20 protein-coding genes and 1 pseudogene are annotated in these 15,456 nt (G+C 69.9%); 8 read left to right on the top strand and 13 right to left on the bottom strand.

Features of this window, described 5'->3' with window-relative positions:
• The 3 genes from ACOJSN_RS24180 to ACOJSN_RS24170 form a co-directional block, all read right to left on the bottom strand.
• On the bottom strand, nt 1–204 hold a 204-nt coding region (locus ACOJSN_RS24180), incomplete at its 3' end, for an SPFH domain-containing protein (RefSeq protein WP_420115040.1).
• A 49-nt stretch (nt 205–253) separates the two neighbouring features.
• Nucleotides 254–730 (bottom strand): NfeD family protein, encoded by a 477-nt coding sequence (locus ACOJSN_RS24175; RefSeq protein WP_420115039.1) that lies wholly within the window; start codon nt 728–730, stop codon nt 254–256.
• A 62-nt stretch (nt 731–792) separates the two neighbouring features.
• Complete coding sequence (locus tag ACOJSN_RS24170; RefSeq protein WP_420115038.1) at nt 793–1,590, bottom strand: ABC transporter ATP-binding protein; 798 nt, start codon at nt 1,588–1,590, stop codon at nt 793–795.
• 42 nt (nt 1,591–1,632) lie between these two features.
• Between ACOJSN_RS24170 and ACOJSN_RS24165 the strand changes: the two genes are divergently transcribed.
• On the top strand, nt 1,633–2,394 hold the full coding sequence (locus tag ACOJSN_RS24165; protein ID WP_420115037.1) for a hypothetical protein: 762 nt from the start codon (nt 1,633–1,635) through the stop codon (nt 2,392–2,394).
• Between the two features lie 82 nt (nt 2,395–2,476).
• Here ACOJSN_RS24165 and ACOJSN_RS24160 read toward each other — a convergent pair whose 3' ends face one another.
• Nucleotides 2,477–2,941 (bottom strand): hypothetical protein, encoded by a 465-nt coding sequence (locus tag ACOJSN_RS24160; protein ID WP_420115036.1) that lies wholly within the window; start codon nt 2,939–2,941, stop codon nt 2,477–2,479.
• A 104-nt stretch (nt 2,942–3,045) separates the two neighbouring features.
• On the bottom strand, nt 3,046–4,245 hold the full coding sequence (glgA, locus tag ACOJSN_RS24155) for a glycogen synthase (RefSeq protein WP_420115035.1): 1,200 nt from the start codon (nt 4,243–4,245) through the stop codon (nt 3,046–3,048).
• A 71-nt stretch (nt 4,246–4,316) separates the two neighbouring features.
• On the opposite strand from glgA, the gene glgC reads away from it, so the two are divergent.
• Together glgC and serB are read left to right on the top strand one after the other, a co-directional pair.
• Nucleotides 4,317–5,561, top strand: coding sequence for a glucose-1-phosphate adenylyltransferase (gene glgC / locus ACOJSN_RS24150; RefSeq protein WP_420115034.1), 1,245 nt, complete (start codon nt 4,317–4,319; stop codon nt 5,559–5,561).
• Nucleotides 5,558–6,196, top strand: a complete 639-nt coding sequence (gene serB / locus ACOJSN_RS24145; protein WP_420115033.1) for a phosphoserine phosphatase SerB — start codon at nt 5,558–5,560, stop codon at nt 6,194–6,196. Before glgC ends, serB begins: the two co-directional genes overlap by 4 nt.
• Nucleotides 6,197–6,270: 74 nt before the next feature.
• On the opposite strand, the gene ACOJSN_RS24140 is transcribed toward serB, so the two are convergent.
• Genes ACOJSN_RS24140 through ACOJSN_RS24130 form a run of 3 tightly spaced genes read right to left on the bottom strand, consistent with a single transcriptional unit; the run spans nt 6,271 to nt 8,326 of the window.
• On the bottom strand, nt 6,271–6,786 hold the full coding sequence (locus ACOJSN_RS24140; RefSeq protein WP_420115032.1) for a SixA phosphatase family protein: 516 nt from the start codon (nt 6,784–6,786) through the stop codon (nt 6,271–6,273).
• Nucleotides 6,787–6,789: 3 nt separating this feature from the next.
• Nucleotides 6,790–7,557, bottom strand: a complete 768-nt coding sequence (gene fabI, locus ACOJSN_RS24135) for an enoyl-ACP reductase FabI (RefSeq protein WP_420115031.1) — start codon at nt 7,555–7,557, stop codon at nt 6,790–6,792.
• Nucleotides 7,558–7,588: 31 nt separating this feature from the next.
• Nucleotides 7,589–8,326 (bottom strand): beta-ketoacyl-ACP reductase, encoded by a 738-nt coding sequence (locus ACOJSN_RS24130; protein WP_420115030.1) that lies wholly within the window; start codon nt 8,324–8,326, stop codon nt 7,589–7,591.
• 89 nt (nt 8,327–8,415) lie between these two features.
• Here ACOJSN_RS24130 and ACOJSN_RS24125 point away from each other — a divergent pair, with 89 nt between their 5' ends.
• Genes ACOJSN_RS24125 through ACOJSN_RS24115 form a run of 3 tightly spaced genes read left to right on the top strand, consistent with a single transcriptional unit; the run spans nt 8,416 to nt 9,772 of the window.
• Entirely contained in the window at nt 8,416–8,706 is a 291-nt protein-coding gene (locus tag ACOJSN_RS24125; protein ID WP_420115029.1) for a DUF3099 domain-containing protein, read from the top strand.
• Nucleotides 8,703–8,906, top strand: coding sequence for a hypothetical protein (locus ACOJSN_RS24120; protein ID WP_420115028.1), 204 nt, complete (start codon nt 8,703–8,705; stop codon nt 8,904–8,906). The genes ACOJSN_RS24125 and ACOJSN_RS24120 overlap by 4 nt, the downstream gene beginning before the upstream one ends.
• Complete coding sequence (locus ACOJSN_RS24115) at nt 8,903–9,772, top strand: SURF1 family protein (RefSeq protein ID WP_420115027.1); 870 nt, start codon at nt 8,903–8,905, stop codon at nt 9,770–9,772. Before ACOJSN_RS24120 ends, ACOJSN_RS24115 begins: the two co-directional genes overlap by 4 nt.
• On the opposite strand, the gene ACOJSN_RS24110 is transcribed toward ACOJSN_RS24115, so the two are convergent.
• Nucleotides 9,745–11,343, bottom strand: coding sequence for an ABC-F family ATP-binding cassette domain-containing protein (locus ACOJSN_RS24110; protein ID WP_420115026.1), 1,599 nt, complete (start codon nt 11,341–11,343; stop codon nt 9,745–9,747). The two genes, ACOJSN_RS24115 and ACOJSN_RS24110, sit on opposite strands and share 28 nt — an antisense overlap.
• Before the next feature lie 76 nt (nt 11,344–11,419).
• Here ACOJSN_RS24110 and ACOJSN_RS24105 point away from each other — a divergent pair, with 76 nt between their 5' ends.
• Together ACOJSN_RS24105 and ACOJSN_RS24100 are read left to right on the top strand one after the other, a co-directional pair.
• Nucleotides 11,420–12,292, top strand: a complete 873-nt coding sequence (locus tag ACOJSN_RS24105; protein ID WP_420115025.1) for a neutral zinc metallopeptidase — start codon at nt 11,420–11,422, stop codon at nt 12,290–12,292.
• Nucleotides 12,293–12,301: 9 nt separating this feature from the next.
• A complete protein-coding gene (locus ACOJSN_RS24100; protein ID WP_420115024.1) occupies nt 12,302–13,120 on the top strand; it encodes a DUF4282 domain-containing protein in 819 nt (272 codons plus the stop codon).
• A gap of 19 nt (nt 13,121–13,139) precedes the next feature.
• Here the strand turns inward: ACOJSN_RS24100 and ACOJSN_RS24095 are convergent, their stop codons facing one another.
• The 4 genes and pseudogenes from ACOJSN_RS24095 to sufC form a co-directional block, all read right to left on the bottom strand.
• Nucleotides 13,140–13,499, bottom strand: a complete 360-nt coding sequence (locus ACOJSN_RS24095; RefSeq protein WP_420115023.1) for a metal-sulfur cluster assembly factor — start codon at nt 13,497–13,499, stop codon at nt 13,140–13,142.
• Between the two features lie 4 nt (nt 13,500–13,503).
• Entirely contained in the window at nt 13,504–13,983 is a 480-nt protein-coding gene (gene sufU, locus ACOJSN_RS24090; protein WP_420115022.1) for a Fe-S cluster assembly sulfur transfer protein SufU, read from the bottom strand.
• Nucleotides 13,980–15,257: a cysteine desulfurase gene (locus ACOJSN_RS24085; protein ID WP_420115021.1), complete on the bottom strand. Its 1,278-nt coding sequence runs from the start codon at nt 15,255–15,257 to the stop codon at nt 13,980–13,982. The genes sufU and ACOJSN_RS24085 overlap by 4 nt, the downstream gene beginning before the upstream one ends.
• 1 nt (nt 15,258) lies before the next feature.
• A pseudogene (sufC, locus tag ACOJSN_RS24080) lies at nt 15,259–15,456 on the bottom strand (Fe-S cluster assembly ATPase SufC); the annotation flags it as partial.

The following is a 15,456-nucleotide window of genomic DNA, read 5'->3' as shown; positions in this document are numbered from 1 at the left end:
CAGGTCGACGCCCGCGCGGACCCGGTCGATGAACGGGATCAGGAAGTGCAGACCGGCATACAGCGTGGTCTGGTAGCGACCCAGCCGCTCCACGATCAAGGCCACCGCCTGCGGCACGATCCGCACCGCGCGCCTGATGGCGACGACGGCGAAGATGGCCACCAGGACGAGGACCAGAAGGCCGATGACTTGAGTTCCGTCCACGAAATGCTCTCTCTCGTTCTCTCGCTCGTGCTCAGGTGCGTGTAGCGGCTCAGTACCCGGGTCCGGGCTGGCCGTATGGCTGGTGCGGCATGTCTTGGATCTGCGGGGCGACCACGGCGGTCGCGCCGTCGATCTTCATCACGAGCACCGTGGTGCCGGCCGCGAGCATCTGGCCAGGCGACTCGGTACGGGCCGACCACACCTCGCCCTCCAGCTTGACGCGCCCGGAGCGCTCGGTGACATCGCTGATCACGGTGGCCGTGCGGCCCACGTGCGCCCGCACGTTCGTGACCGCTTCCGGTGTGCTCTTGCGAAGCTTGTCGACCGCCATGGGGCGCACGAGCACCAGCAGCAGTACCGCCACGACCACGGCGATCACGATCTGGAGCCAGAACGGCGCACCGAGCGCGCCCGCGAGCCCGCCTGCGGCTGCGCCACCGGCCAGCATGAGGAACATCAGGTCGACGGTCAGGAGCTCGATGACACCCAGCACCAATGCCAGGCCAAACCACCACAACCAGCCCATGAGGATCTCCCGTCGTCGCGTCCAGACACACAGTCTAATCGTCGAACCGAGGTAAAGAAACCCTAAAGTCGCCGGCGAGTCATCGCGCGGGCGGAAAAACGGCCGTCGTGGCGTGAGACGAGCAGGTCGAGGCCGAACGTCGCTGACAGATTCTGGGGCGTCATCACCCGGTCCAGCTCTCCGGCCGCGACCACGCCGCCCTCGCGCATGAGCAGGGCATCCGTGAAGCCCGGCGGCACCTCCTCGACATGGTGCGTGATCAGCACCAGCACGGGTGCCAGGGGGTAGTTCGCCAGCTCCGACAGAGCGCTCACGAGCTCCTCCCGGCCACCCAGATCGAGCCCGGCGGCAGGCTCGTCGAGGATCAGCAGCTCGGGGTCGGTCATAAGCGCCCGCGCGATCTGGACCCGCTTGCGCTCCCCCTCCGACAGCGTCCCGAAGAACCGGTCGGCGAACCTCTCGACCCCGAACGCCGCAAGCAAGTCCTTGGCCCTCGCCACATCCATCGGGTCGTAGCCTTCACGCCAGCGCCCGGTCACGCCGTACGAGGCGGTCAGCACCACGTCGAGCACGACCTCGCCGCCTGGGATTCGGTCGGCCAGCGCCGCGCTCGCGAGGCCGATCCGCGGCCGCAGCTCGAACACGTCGACCTTGCCCATGCGCTCGCCGAGGATGTCGGCCGTGCCTGAGGTCGGGTGCATGCGTGCGGATGCGATCTGCATCAGCGTGGTCTTGCCGGCGCCATTAGCGCCGAGCACTACCCACCGCTCCCCTTCGGAGACCGACCAGGAGACCTTGTCGAGAATCACCGTCTTGCCTCGGCGAACGGTCACCTCGGACAGCTCCAGAACGTCTCCCATGGGTATCAAAACTAGCCGGTCTCGGCACTACCCTGGGACGCGGTGAGCGTGTCCCTGCCTCGGAGTGTCGTGGCGGCCCTGTGGGTCGGCTGCGCAGACGAGGGCGACTCCTGGCTGTCGGACGCGGTCCAGGCGATCACCGGCACCGACGAGCCGCACCGCACCGAGGACGACGCCCCGCTCGCCGCCCTCCTCGATCGGCTCTCGCTGCACCGCCGCACCGGCAGTGTCACGTTCGGCGCGCTGCCTGTGCCGCACGAGCCCGTCGGACTCTCCGGCCCTGTCGGCGTCGCCGCCATGGACGCCGGTGAGTGCGTGGTGGTCGACGGCGGAGCGAGCGCAGGTGCGCTCGTCGCCGTGCCGGATGTGGTCGCCTTCGGGTCCGCCCTGGAACCCGGCGCGATGGTGCGCTGGCGGCTGCACCACGCGCGGGCATCGATCGCGCCCGCCTCGCTGGGCGAGGCGCGTCGCATGCTCGCCGAGGCACTGGTGATCGCCGTCGATGCGCTCGAGGCGATGGACGTGGCACGGTGGCGTCCCGATGCTGCCGAGGAGATCGCCGAGCTCGCCTCGTCGAGCGTGCCGCCCGAGATCTCCGACCAGCTTCCGCCCGACCTGGACCCCCGCCGCAGCGACCTTCTGGTGCGCGCCGCACGGCTGGAGGCGATCGCCGAGCTCGCGATGGCCGACGACGGCGCCGCCGTCACCCTCTTCGCCGCCGACCAGCGCCAGGCGGCGCTGCGCCACGTCGCTTCCGCCTCGCGCCACGCCATGCAGGCGGCGAGCACGTTCAGCACCCCCTGACGCAGGCCGCCCAACCCCACGCCGTCGAGGTCGTAGATTCGCGTCGAACTCGTAGATCGAGACATACGAGTTCGGCACGGATCTACGATCTCGTGCGGGCGCCACGGCGCGGGCGGCGCGGCTCGAGTTCCGGGCGTGGCTGGAGCACGGGCACGGTTCCCGGCGGAAACGCCTCCAGCATCTCGCGGAACGCCGCGTCGGGCCGCTGCAGCGTGGGCCAGGTCAACCGTGCGAACTCGGCTCGGTGCCGACGGCGGATCGCATCCTCGCGCTTCTTCTCTCGCACGACCGCCGCCGCACCCTCGGCACCGCAGTACTTCAGTGCGCCATCGAACTCCGCGACCACCGGGCGGGGACCATCAGGCCCGTCCACGATCCACAGGTTGTCGGTGAAGTACTGCTGGCCGTCGACCCACAGCTCGTATTGGCACAACGGGACCGGCAGTCCGTACCTCAGTGCGACCCAGCGCATGCGACTCTCGGCGGGGTTGGCTGCGAACCCGTCGGCAAGATCGAGGATCGCCCGCGACTGCCGAACGCCGCGCACAGCACCAACCTCCCGCAATCGCTCCTGAGCCTGACCGCGCAGGATCTCCTGCCGAGCCTACGACTCCTCACGGCGGAACTTCAGCGGCGGGGTGGCTGGGGGTGTCAGGCGAGGACGCCGCGGTAGACCTCGAGCGTGCGCTCGGCGATCGACTCCCACGAGAAGTGCTCGGCGGCGCGCCGGCGGCCGGCTTCGCCCATCCGAGCGGCGCGTTCGGGGTCCGAGACCATGTCCACCAGTGCGGCGGCGAGATCGGCCACGTAGGTGTCTGGGTGCACCGGGGTCCCCGTGCCGTCGCTCGCCTGCTCGATCGGCACCAGGGTGCCGGTGACACCGTCGTCGACGACTTCCGGAATCCCTCCGGTCGCCGACGCCACGACCGGGAGCCCGACCGCCATCGCCTCGAGGTTCACGATGCCCAACGGCTCGTACACGCTGGGGCACACGAACGCCGTCGAGGCGGCGAGCAACGCCGTCAGCTGCTCACGCGGCAGCATCTCCTCGATCCAGATCACCCCGGTGCGCTGCTCACGCAACCCGAGGAACGCCGTCGAGACCTCGGTGGCGATCTCCGGGGTGTCGGGCGCGCCGGCGCACATGACGAGCTGCACGTCGGGAGGGAGCTGCTGCACTGCGCGCAGCAGGTACGGCAACCCCTTCTGGCGCGTGATCCGCCCGACGAAGATCACTGTGGGCCGGCTGCGGTCCAGGCCGAACTGCTGCGCGACCTGCTCCACCACCTCCTCACCCGGGCGCTTCCAGCCGTTGAGGTCGATGCCGTTGTGCACCACCACCACGTCGTCGGGGTCGAGGCTCGGGTAGGAGCGCAGGATGTCCTCCCGCATCCCGGCGCTGACCGCGATCACGCGCGCCGCACCCTCGTAGGCGGTCTTCTCGGCCCAGGAGGAGATCGCGTAACCGCCGCCCAGCTGCTCGGCCTTCCACGGCCGCAGCGGCTCCAGGCTGTGCGCGCTGACGATGTGCGGCACGTCGTTGAGCAGACCCCCCAGGTGGCCCGCCATGTTGGCGTACCAGGTGTGCGAGTGCAGCACGTCCGCACCGGCCACGTCAGCGGCCATCTCCAGGTCCACACCGAGCGTGCGGAGCGCCGCATTCGCCTCACTCAGTCCCACCGGGTCGGCGTACCCGGTCACGCCCTCCTCGGCACCCTCACGCGGGCCCTCGAAGCACCGCACACGCACGTCCGCATGCGTCCGCAGCACGCGCGCAAGCTCCGTCACGTGCACGCCGGCGCCACCATAGACGTGCGGTGGGTACTCCCTGGTCAGCAGGTCGACGCGCATTCATGTTCCTTCAGTGTTCGGTTCACCGTTTCGGTGGCCCTGGGCCCTTCGTGCAGCCTAGGGTGACCGCTATGGCTGCACCACGTGTTCTGGCGATCGTGCTCGCAGGTGGCGAAGGGAAGCGGCTGATGCCGCTGACAGAGGTTCGCGCGAAACCAGCCGTGCCGTTCGGTGGCATCTATCGCCTGGTCGATTTCGCGCTCTCGAACGTGGTGAACGCCGGCTACCTCCGTGTCGTGGTGCTCACGCAGTACAAGTCGCACTCGATGGACCGGCACATCGCCAAGACGTGGCAGATGTCCCGCATGCTCGGCAACTACGTTGCCCCGGTGCCGGCCCAGCAGCGAGTCGGGAAGAACTGGTTCCTGGGCTCGGCCGACGCGATCTACCAGTCCCTCAACCTGCTCGATGACGAACGGCCCGACATCGTGGTGGTGGTGGGCGCCGACCACGTGTACCGGATGGACTTCTCCCAGATGGTCGCCGCGCACATCGACTCCGGCGCCGAGATGACCGTGGCCGGCATCCGGCAGCCGATCTCGTTGGCGGACCAGTTCGGCGTCATCGCGGCCGCCCCGGACGACCCCACCCGCATCGCCGAGTTCCTCGAGAAGCCGCAGGACCCGCAGGGGCTCGCGGACTCGCCGCGGGAGGTGCTCGCCTCGATGGGCAACTACGTGATGAACGCCGACGCCATGCTCGACGCCGTCACGCGGGACGCCAAGAACGTCGAGTCCAAGCACGACATGGGTGGCGACATCGTGCCGTTCTTCGTGGAGAAGGGCCAGGCGGGCCTGTACGACTTCATCCACAACGACGTGCCCGGCTCGACCGACCGCGATCGCGACTACTGGCGCGATGTCGGGACGCTCGACTCCTTCTACGAGGCCAACATGGACCTCATCGCCGTGGAGCCGGTGTTCAACCTCTACAACGACGACTGGCCGGTGCACACGGGCTACACCGGGCTGCCACCGGCGAAGTTCGTCCACGCCGTGGGCGACCGCGTGGGCCGCGCGACCGACTCGATCATCTCCCCCGGCGTGGTCGTCTCCGGCGGCGACGTCAGCGGCTCGGTCCTGTCCCCCGACGTGCGCGTGAACTCCTGGGCCGACGTCGAGGGCTCGGTGCTGATGGACGGCGTGGTGGTGCACCGGCACGCCCAGGTCAAGCGCGCCATCCTCGACAAGCTCGTGGTGGTCGAGGAGGGCGCGAGCGTGGGCGTCGACCCCGAGCTCGACCGCTCCCGCGGCTTCACGGTCACCGATTCCGGCATCACCGTGGTCACCAAGGGCACGAGGATCAGCAAGGCGTGAGCGGGACAGCACGTCGGCGTCTGCTGGTGATGGACGTCGACTCCACCTTCATCACGTCCGAGCAGATCGACCTCCTTGCGGCGTATGCCGGGAGCCAGGAGCAGGTCGCCGCGATCACCGAACGTGCCATGCAGGGGGACCTCGACTTCGCCACCTCACTGCACGAACGAGTCGCCACCCTCGCCGGGCTCCCGGTCGAGACGCTCGACGTGGTGCGCGCCCAGATCGCTCTCACACCCGGTGCCCACGAGCTGGTGACGACGTTCGCCGCACGCGGCTGGCCCGTCGGGCTCGTCTCGGGAGGATTCCACGAGATCATCGATCCGCTGGTCGCCGATCTCCCGATCGTCCGGGTCCAGGCGAACCGCCTCGAATCCGCCGACGGCGCACTCACCGGCCGCGTCGACGGCCCGGTCGTCGATCGAGCCACCAAGGCGAGATTCCTCGCCGACCTGGCCTCCGCCGTCGGGATCGCGATGCAGGACACCATCGCGATCGGTGACGGCGCGAACGATCTCGACATGATCGCTGCGGCCGGTCTTGGGGTCGCGTTCGCGGCCAAGCCGGTGGTCGCCCAGGCGGCCGACCTCGCACTCCCCGGCCCCCGCCTCGACGAGGTGCTGGCGCACCTCTAGCCGCGCCTCCCCCAGCCACATTGAACGTGGGTTCAATCGACTTGAGAGGGCTCTCAAGTCGATTGAAACCACGTTCAATGCGGAGACGGGACGACGACGGCGGTGAGGGTGGCGGTGCCGGGAGCGAGGTCCGCCCAGGCGACGTCGGTCTCCAGGAGTGACAGGGACGCCGTCGGGACACCGACGCGGGCGAGTGCCAGCGCAGCCCTGTCGGAGTCAGGGCCGGCGAGCAGGGAGGCAACCTCCGACGTCGTCGGCTCGTGCCCCACGACGAGCACGTCCACCACGTGCTCGGGCGTCCCGCGCACGGCCGTCAACACGTCCTGCACGTCGGCGAGGTAGAGCGAGTCGAGGTAGCGCACGTCGGCGTCGCTGCCGCCGAGCGCCTGTGCCACCAGTTCCCACGTCTGACGGGTTCGCCGCGCGCTGGAGCACAGCACAACCTGCGGCAGCCGCCCGCTCGCGACGAGCTGCTCGGCGACCACGTCCGCCTGGCGCCGACCCCGTGCAGCGAGGACCCGACCGTGGTCGGGTGAACCGTCCTGGTCGGACTTCGCGTGCCGCAGCTGGGTGAGGCGCCGCGCAGCCACGGGCTACGGCCCCATCGCGTGCACGCCGCCGTCGACGTGCACGACCTCGCCCGTGGTCGCCGGGAACCAGACGCTGAGCAGCGCGACCACGGCGCGTGCGCTCGGCTCCGGGTCGTTCACGTCCCAGCCGAGCGGCGCCCGCTCGGACCAGACGCTCTCCATGGTCTCGAAGCCAGGGATCGACTTGGCCGCGGTGCTGCGGACCGGGCCGGCGGAGACAAGGTTGCACCGGATGCCGTCGGGGCCGAGATCGCGGGCCAGGTAGCGGCTGGTGGCCTCGAACGCGGCCTTGGCCACGCCCATCCAGTCGTACACCGGCCAGGCGTAGCGGGCATCGAACGTCAGACCCACCACGGACGAGCCGGTGCTCATCAGCGGCTTCGCCGCCACTGCGAGCGCCTTGAGCGAGTACGCCGAGGTCTGCAGCGCAACCGCGACATCGTCCCATTCGCCGGCGAGGAAGTTGCCACCCATCACGCTCTGGGGCGCGAACCCGATCGAGTGGACCACGCCGTCGAGCCCGTCCACGTGCTCGGAGACGCGCTCGGCGAGCGCGGCGAGGTCGTCGGCGTCGTTGACGTCCAGGTGCACCACCGGCGCTTCCACCGGCAGTCGCCGCGCGATCACCTGTGTGAGCCGGTGCGCCTTGCCGAAGCTGGTGAGCACCACCGTGGCGCCCTCCTGCTGCGCGAGCTTGGCGACGTGGAACGCGAACGAACTCTCCACCAGCACGCCGGTGACGAGGATGCGCTTGCCTTCGAGCAGGCCCACTCGGGTCTCCTTCTTGTCGTTGTCGTATGTCTCAGTGGCCCATGCCGAGGCCGCCGTCGACCGGGATGACGGCCCCGCTGATGTACGAGGCAGATTCGGACGCCACGAACTCCACGGCGGCGGCCACCTCCTCGGGCTGGGCGAAGCGGCCGGCCGGGATGGCGGCCTTGTACTTGTCCTGCGTGGCCTCCGGCAGCGCCGCGGTCATCGCAGTGTCGATGTAGCCCGGAGCGACCACGTTGCACGTGATGCCGCGCGAGCCGAGCTCGCGGGTGACCGACCGTGCCATGCCCACGAGCGCGGACTTGGAGGCCGCGTAGTTCACCTGACCGGGCGAGCCGTACAGGCCCACGACCGAGGATATGAGCACGATCCGACCGTAGCGTGCGCGGACCATGCCCTTGGTCACCCGGCGCACGCAGCGGAACGTGCCTGTGAGGTTGACGTCGAGGACCTCGGCGAAGTCCTCGTCGGACATCCGCATCAGCAGCGTGTCCTTCGTGATGCCGGCGTTGGCGACGAGCACCTGCACCGGCCCGAGCTCGGCCTCGATCTCGGCGAACGCGGCGTCCACGGCTGCGCTGTCGCGCATGTCGGCCACGGCGCCGAGGACCCCTGCGGGCAGGTCGCCGCTGCGATAGATCGTCGCGACCTTCTCCCCAGCCGCCACGAATCGCTCCGCGATCGAGCGACCGATCCCGCGATTGGCTCCGGTGACGACCACGACTCTCGGCTCGTGCGTCGTTCCTGGTGCAGCGGTCTCGGTCACGTGTGGTCCTTCCGGGGATTCGAGGGGGGACGGGATCTGGCCCGCTGGCCAGGATAGGCGGGCTTCGCAGCAGGCGTATCGTGGTCCAGGTGTCGGAAGTCCATGCGATCACCTCGGCGGGGCGCAGTCACACTGCCCAACTGCACGATCGCAGCCGCAACTACCTCATCATGATGGGGATCCGGGTCGCTGCCTTCGTGGCGGCGTTCCTCACTGACGGCTGGGTGCGCTGGGCCTGTGTCGCGGCCGCGGTGGTGCTGCCGCTGATCGCCGTCATCTTCGCGAACTCCGGCGCCGAGCGCCGATCCGTTCCGACCAGCTACATCGACGACCGCGCGCTCCCGTCCGAGCCCACCCCTACGGAGGCCGATCCACGATGACCGACCTCGTCTGCAGCTCCAAGGGCTGCCGCCAGCAAGCCGCGTGGGCGTTGCGGTGGAACAACCCACGCCTGCACACCGAGGAACGCCGCAAGACCTGGCTGGCGTGCGACGCGCACCGACAGCACCTCGAGCACTTCCTGTCCGCCCGCTCGTTCCTGCGCGAGACGATCCCCACGTCCGAGCTGCCGCGCGGATGAGCCGCGACTTCTCCTTCCTCCGCACGCGCCGGTGGATCGGTATCGCCGCGCTCACGGTGGTGATCGCGGCCGCGTGCGTGACCTTGGGGTTCTGGCAGTTCAGCCGACACGAGTACCGCGCCGAGGCGATCGCGCGCGTGGAGGCCAACAGCACACAGCCGCCGGTACCGCTGACGGATCTGCTCACCTCCCCCACCACCACGGTGGGGGACGACCTCGAGTGGCGCGCGGTCACGGTGACCGGCCGCTACGTGGGCAACCCGGTGGTGCTGCCCCAGCGCGGGATCGAGAACCAGGCCGCTGATCACGCGCTCGCCGTGCTGGCCGTCGAGGGACCGGCGGGTGAGTCGTGGTTGCTCGTCGTCGACCGGGGCTGGTACCCGACCGATGCCTTCACCGATCCGAGCGACCGGCTGGAGCTGCCCACCGGTGAGATCGAGCTGACGCTACGCCTGCGCCCCGCCGAGGATCCCAGCAGCCGGGACCAGGTGGCCGGGCGCGTGTTCGTCATCAACCCGGAGCAGGTGCTCGACGCCGCCTCGCCGGGTGCGGAGGCCGCGGGCACCCTCGTCACCGACTCCTACGCCTGGGTCGCCACGGAGAGCCCGACGACGGCCAACCCACCCGGCCCGATCCCGGTGCCCTCACCGAACTATCGGTCGAACCTCTCCTACGCGATGCAGTGGTGGACGTTCGGCTTGCTCGCGTTCGTCGGGTACGGCGTGCTGGCACGCCGGGAGCGCACCGCGATGGACCGCGACGCAGGCATCGAGGCCCCGGCGCCCCGGCCGCGCAAGCTCTCCGACGCCGACATCGAGGACGCCGAGATCGAGGCTGCTCAGGCCAGGGACACCAGCTCGGCGTAGGAGGGGTTCCAGAGGTCTTCGTCGCCGTCCGGGAGCAGCAGCACCCGTTCGGGCTGGAGCGCCTCGACCGCTCCCTCGTCGTGGGTCACGAGCACGACGGCGCCGCTGAAGCCGCGTAGTGCCGCCAGGATCTCTTCCCGGCTGGCCGGGTCGAGGTTGTTGGTCGGCTCGTCGAGGAGCAACACGTTCGCCGCGGAGACCACGAGGACGGCGAGGGCCAACCTGGTCTTCTCGCCGCCGGAGAGCACGCGGGCAGGTTTGTCGGCATCGTCCCCGGAGAACAGGAACGACCCGAGCACGCCGCGCACCTGCGTGTCGGTGAGGTCCGGCGCCGAGGAGCGGAGGTTCTCCACCACCGTGCGGTCCATGTCGAGCGTCTCGTGCTCCTGGGCGTAGTAGCCGACCTTGAGACCGTGGCCGGGCAGGATCTCCCCGGTGTCGGACTTCTCGACCCCGCCCAGGATGCGCAGCAGCGTGGTCTTGCCGGCGCCGTTGAGTCCGAGCACCACGACCTTGCTGCCGCGGTCGATCGCGAGGTCGACGTCGGTGAACACCTCCTGCGAGCCGTAGGTCTTGCTGAGCCCGCGCGCCTGCAGCGGGGTGCGTCCGCATGGTGCCGGGTCCGGGAACCGCAGCTTGGCCACGCGGTCGACTGCGCGCTCCCCCTCCAGTCCCGACAGCATGCGCTCGGCGCGCCGAATCATGTTCTGAGCGGCGACCGCCTTGGTGGCCTTGGCGCGCATCTTGTCGGCCTGCGCCATCAGCGCGGAGGCCTTCTTCTCGGCGTTCGCCCGCTCGCGCTTGCGGCGCCGCTCGTCGGTCTCACGCTGGCTCAGGTAGGCGTCCCAGCCGAGGTTGTAGATATCGAGCTCGGACCGGTTGGCGTCGAGGTGGAACACCGCGTTGACGGTCGCCCGGAGCAGGTCGGTGTCGTGGCTGATCACGATGAAGCCGCCGTGGTAGCTGCTGAGGTAGTCCCGTAGCCACACGATCGAGTCGGCATCCAGGTGGTTGGTGGGCTCGTCGAGCAGCAGGGTCTCGGCATCGCTGAACAGGATGCGCGCGAGCTGCACTCGGCGGCGCTGACCGCCGGACAGGGTGCGCAGAGGCTGGTCGAGCACCCGGGTCGGGAGGCCGAGGTTCGAGGTGATCCTGGCAGCCTCGCTCTCCGCGGCCCATCCACCCTGCGCGGTGAACTCGGCATCGAGCCGGGTGTAGCGCTCCATCGCCTTGGCGCGCACGGCCTCGTCCTCGCTGGCCATCTCCTGCTCGGCGATCCGGATCCGGCGCATCACAGCGTCGAGCTCGCGTGCCGAGAGCACCCGATCGCGTGCCAGCACGTCGAGGTCGCCCGTGCGGGGGTCCTGGGGGAGGTAGCCGACCGAACCGGTGCGGCTGATGGTGCCGCCGCTCGCCTGGCCCTCGCCGGCGAGCACCTTGGTGAGCGTGGTCTTGCCGGCGCCGTTGCGACCCACGAGGCCGATCCGCATACCGGAGTCGATCCGGAACGTGCTCGCCTGGAGCAGCTGGCGCGCGCCGATGCGCAGCTCGATGTCCCTGGCCGTGATCACGTGGCACGAGTCTAGGCGACCGTCATGCGAGCGAACGACCGGTTATTCGGCTCGGCGCGGGTCTACCCTGCGATCCATGACGTTCAACAAGGACGCACGCGTCGAGCGGTCCCGGGTCCGGCGTGGCGGCGGCGCGGGTACGGGGGTCGCCGTCGGAGGCGGCACCCTTCTGGTCCTGTTCCTGCTGAGCCAGCTCCTCGGCGTCGATCTCACGGGCCTGGCCCCTGCGACCGATCCGGGTGTGCAGGGCGACGACGGCGACACAGTCGGCTCCTGCACGGGCGAGCAAGCGAACACCGACATCGACTGCCGCATGTCGCTGACGTACGAGTCCTTGGACGACTACTGGTACACGGCGTTGCCGCAGCTCGGCGCCGGCTATGTCTCCCCCGAGATGTACCTCGCGAGCGGCACCTGGCAGACGGGTTGCGGGACTGCGTCGAGCGCCATGGGTCCGTTCTACTGCCCGCCCGACCAGAGCATCTATGTGGACACCAGCTTCTTCGAGGTTCTCACCGGTCAGCTGGGGGCCGAGGGCGGCCCGCTCGCCGAGATGTATGTGGTCGCCCACGAGTGGGGTCACCACATCCAGAACCTCTCCGGCACGATGGACGGCATCAACCGGACCGACACCGGACCGACGTCCGACGGCGTGCGCCTCGAGCTGCAGGCGGACTGCTTCGCCGGCGCCTGGGCGCAGAACGCGCAGTCCACCGAGGATGCCGACGGGACCACGCTGCTGGAGCCGTTCACGCAGGACCAGCTCGCCAGTGCGATGGACGCCGCCGCGACCGTGGGCGACGACCACATCCAGTCCTCGCAGGGTGGCAGCGTCAACCCTGAGCAGTGGACGCACGGCAGCTCGGAGTCACGCCAGCAGTGGTTCCTCACCGGCTACGAGAACGGTCCCAGCGCGTGTGACACGTTCGCCTCTGGTGCCGATCTGTAGCATCGACGCATGACCACCAACGTGCCGCCGGAGCCCGACGAGTTTCAGACCCGCATGCGCCAGTCCCCGTCCGGGGAGGATGTCGAGGCCACGAACAGGTCCGCGTCTCCGGCTGGTCAACCGCCCCAGCAGGGTCAGCCGCCGCAGGGACCACCGCAGACCCCTCCGGCGCCGCAGCAGGGCCAGTCGCCGTTCGCGCCGCCCGGGTTCGGTGGTGCCTCGCAGCCTCAGCAGCCGCAGTCGGCGCAGCAGGCACCGGCCGGCTACGGCTCGCAGCCGCCGGCCAACCCGTTCGCGCAGCAGCCCGGCCAGGCTCCGGGGCAGCAGGGCTTCGGCCAGCAGAGCCAGGCACCTCAGCAGCAGCCGTGGGGTCCGCAGGGCCAGCAGCAGTCCACCGGCTACCCGCAGGGCGGCTACGGCCAGCAGCCCGGACAACCCGGACAGCCCGGTCCTTGGGGCGGTGGTCCGCAGCAGCCCAGGGACGCCAACCCGATCAAGGCGGCGTTCGACTTCAGCTTCGGCAGCTATGCCACGCCTGGTCTGGTGAAGATCGTCTACATCGTCGGCATGGTGCTCGCGGCGCTCTGGTACCTGGGCATCATCATCGCCGGGTTCCAGCTCGGCGCACCCCGCGAGACCATGTTTGGCAGCTCTCCGGGATCTGCGGTGCCCGGCATCCTCGCGATCCTGTTCGGCTGGATCCCGGCAGCGTTCTTCATCCTGGTGATGCGGCTCGCGCTCGAGCAGGTGCTCTCCAGTGTGCGCACCGCCGTCGACGTGCGCGTGCTGCGTCAGCGCAGCGACGAGGACCAGAAGACGACCGACTGAGTCCCGCTCGTCCGGCAGCTCAGACGTTGAACCCCAGCGCGCGCAGCTGCTGGCGGCCGTCCTCGGTGATCTTGTCGGGGCCCCAGGGCGGCATCCACACCCAGTTGATGCGCTGACCGTTGGTGATGCCGTCGAGGGCGCTAGCGGCCTGGTCCTCGATGACGTCGGTGAGCGGGCACGCGGCCGAGGTGAGGGTCATGTCGATGACTGCCTCACCGTCGGGCTCGAGGTGCACGCCGTAGACCAGTCCGAGGTCCACGACGTTGATACCCAGCTCGGGGTCGATGACGTCGCGCAGCGCTTCCTCGATGTCGGCGACGTCGGCCACCGCTGAGGGTGCGCCTGCGGTCTGGGCGGGGGTCTCGGTGCTCTCGCTCATGGCCTCATTCTCCCTTGCTCACCTTGATCAACGCATCGCGCAGCGCCATCCATCCCAGCATGGCGCACTTCACTCGCGCGGGGTACTTCGAGACGCCGGCGAATGCGGCGGCGTCTCCCAGCCGTTCCTCGGCCTGTGGGCCCAGGCCGGCGCCGCGGCTGTGCATGAGCTCGGAGAACAGGTCGGCGAACTCGGTCACCTCCGCCAGCGGCGTGCCGGCGACCATGTCGGTCAGCACCGACGTGGACGCCTGTGAGATCGAGCAGCCGACCCCCTCCCACGAGACATCGGCCACGGCGGTGCCGTCCGGGGACACCTGCACCCGCAGCCGCACCTCGTCGCCGCAGGTCGGGTTGACCTGGAACGACTCCCCGGCAGTGGGCGCCGCGACGTCGCCGCGCAGCCCGTAGCCGTGTCGCTCGCGCGCGTGGTCGAGGATCAGCTGCTGGTAGAGCTGCTCCATCGCGCCGCTGCCCGGGCTCATGCACGGCCCTCCACGAAGAACGGGCGGACCCGCGCGAGCACCTCGAGAAACGCGTCGACATCCTCGGTCGTGGTGTACACCGAGGCGGACGCGCGCGCCGAGCTCACGACGCCCAGGCGGCGGTGCAGCGGCTGCGCGCAGTGGTGGCCGACCCGCACGGCGATCCCGGCGTCGTCGAGGTACTGGCCCACGTCGTGCGGGTGGACGTCGTCCACGGCGAACGCCACGGTCGCGATGCGGTTTGCGGTATCCGAAGGGCCGAGCACCCGCACGTCCGGGAGCTCCGCGATCCCGGCGAGAAGGCGCTGCGCGAGCTCCGTCTCGTGGGTGGCGACACCCTCCATGCCGAGCTCGGCGAGGTAGCCGACCGCGGCATGCATGCCCACGGTCTGCGCGACCATCTGCGTGCCGGCTTCGAACCGCTGCGGCGGCGGCATGTACGTGGTCTCGGCCATCGTCACCACCTCGACCATCGACCCACCGGTCAGCACCGGGGGCATCGCCTCGAGCAGCTCACGCCGCCCGTACAGCGCACCCACGCCCGTCGGTCCGAGCATCTTGTGGCCCGAGAACGCCGCGAAGTCCACGCCGAGCGCACGCAGGTCGACCGGGAGATGCGGCACCGACTGGCACGCATCCAGGACCACCAGCGCGCCGACGCGCCGGGCGGCGGCCACGATCGGCTCGACCGGGCTAACCGCACCGGTCACGTTCGAGATATGCGTGAACGCGACCACCCGGGTGCGCTCTGTGATCACCGACAGCGTGTCGAGGTCTATCCGGCCATCATCGGTCAGGCCCAGCCACCGCAACGTCGCGCCCGTGCGGGCACACAGCTCCTGCCACGGCACGAGGTTCGCGTGGTGCTCGGCCTCGGTGACCACGATCTCGTCGCCCTCGCGCAGCCGCAACCGCTCGGCGGCCGCTCCCCCGCGCCCCAGGGTCGCGTTCGAGATCGCGTACGCCACGAGGTTGAGACCCTCGGTGGCGTTCTTCGTCCAGATGATCTCGCCGTCGTCGACACCCACGAAGCCCGCGACGGCGGCACGCGCCTGCTCGTACGCCTCAGTGGCCTCCTCGGCGAGCTGGTGCGCGCCGCGGTGCACGGCGGCGTTGCGACGCTCGTAGAAGTCCTGCTCGGCGTCCAGGACGCACTGCGGCTTCTGCGAGGTCGCACCGCTGTCGAGGTAGACGAGCGGCTGGCCGTCGCGGACCGTGCGCTCGAGCAGCGGGAAGTCCGCCCGGACCGCCGCCAGCTCGGTCGCGGAGAGCATGTCAGGCCTTGACGAGGAACCGGTCGTAGCCCTCGGACTCGAGCTGCTCAGCGAGCTCGGGGCCACCCTGCTCAGCGACCTTGCCGTCCACGAACACGTGCACGAAGTCCGGCTTGATGTAGCGCAGGATCCGCGTGTAGTGCGTGATCAGCATGACGCCGAGGCCGGTCGCGTCCTTGACGCGGTTGACGCCCTCGGA

Origin of the sequence: Pseudactinotalea sp. (genome assembly GCF_048594945.1) — a bacterium.
Lineage (GTDB): Bacteria > Actinomycetota > Actinomycetes > Actinomycetales > Beutenbergiaceae > Pseudactinotalea.
Note: the sequence above shows the minus strand (reverse complement) of the source record. Positions and strands in the feature narration are given on the sequence as shown.

Bases quoted from the DNA above. Each gene is read 5' to 3' on its own strand.
- ACOJSN_RS24175 (WP_420115039.1), bottom strand. From the start codon at position 730: ATGGGCTGGTTGTGGTGGTTTGGCCTGGCATTGGTGCTGGGTGTCATC.
- ACOJSN_RS24170 (WP_420115038.1), bottom strand. From the start codon at position 1,590: ATGGGAGACGTTCTGGAGCTGTCCGAGGTGACCGTTCGCCGAGGCAAG.
- glgA (WP_420115035.1), bottom strand. From the start codon at position 4,245: ATGCGCGTCGACCTGCTGACCAGGGAGTACCCACCGCACGTCTATGGT.
- glgC (WP_420115034.1), top strand. From the start codon at position 4,317: ATGGCTGCACCACGTGTTCTGGCGATCGTGCTCGCAGGTGGCGAAGGG.
- ACOJSN_RS24120 (WP_420115028.1), top strand. From the start codon at position 8,703: ATGACCGACCTCGTCTGCAGCTCCAAGGGCTGCCGCCAGCAAGCCGCG.
- ACOJSN_RS24115 (WP_420115027.1), top strand. From the start codon at position 8,903: ATGAGCCGCGACTTCTCCTTCCTCCGCACGCGCCGGTGGATCGGTATC.
- ACOJSN_RS24105 (WP_420115025.1), top strand. From the start codon at position 11,420: ATGACGTTCAACAAGGACGCACGCGTCGAGCGGTCCCGGGTCCGGCGT.
- ACOJSN_RS24100 (WP_420115024.1), top strand. From the start codon at position 12,302: ATGACCACCAACGTGCCGCCGGAGCCCGACGAGTTTCAGACCCGCATG.
- ACOJSN_RS24095 (WP_420115023.1), bottom strand. From the start codon at position 13,499: ATGAGCGAGAGCACCGAGACCCCCGCCCAGACCGCAGGCGCACCCTCA.
- sufU (WP_420115022.1), bottom strand. From the start codon at position 13,983: ATGAGCCCGGGCAGCGGCGCGATGGAGCAGCTCTACCAGCAGCTGATC.
- ACOJSN_RS24085 (WP_420115021.1), bottom strand. From the start codon at position 15,257: ATGCTCTCCGCGACCGAGCTGGCGGCGGTCCGGGCGGACTTCCCGCTG.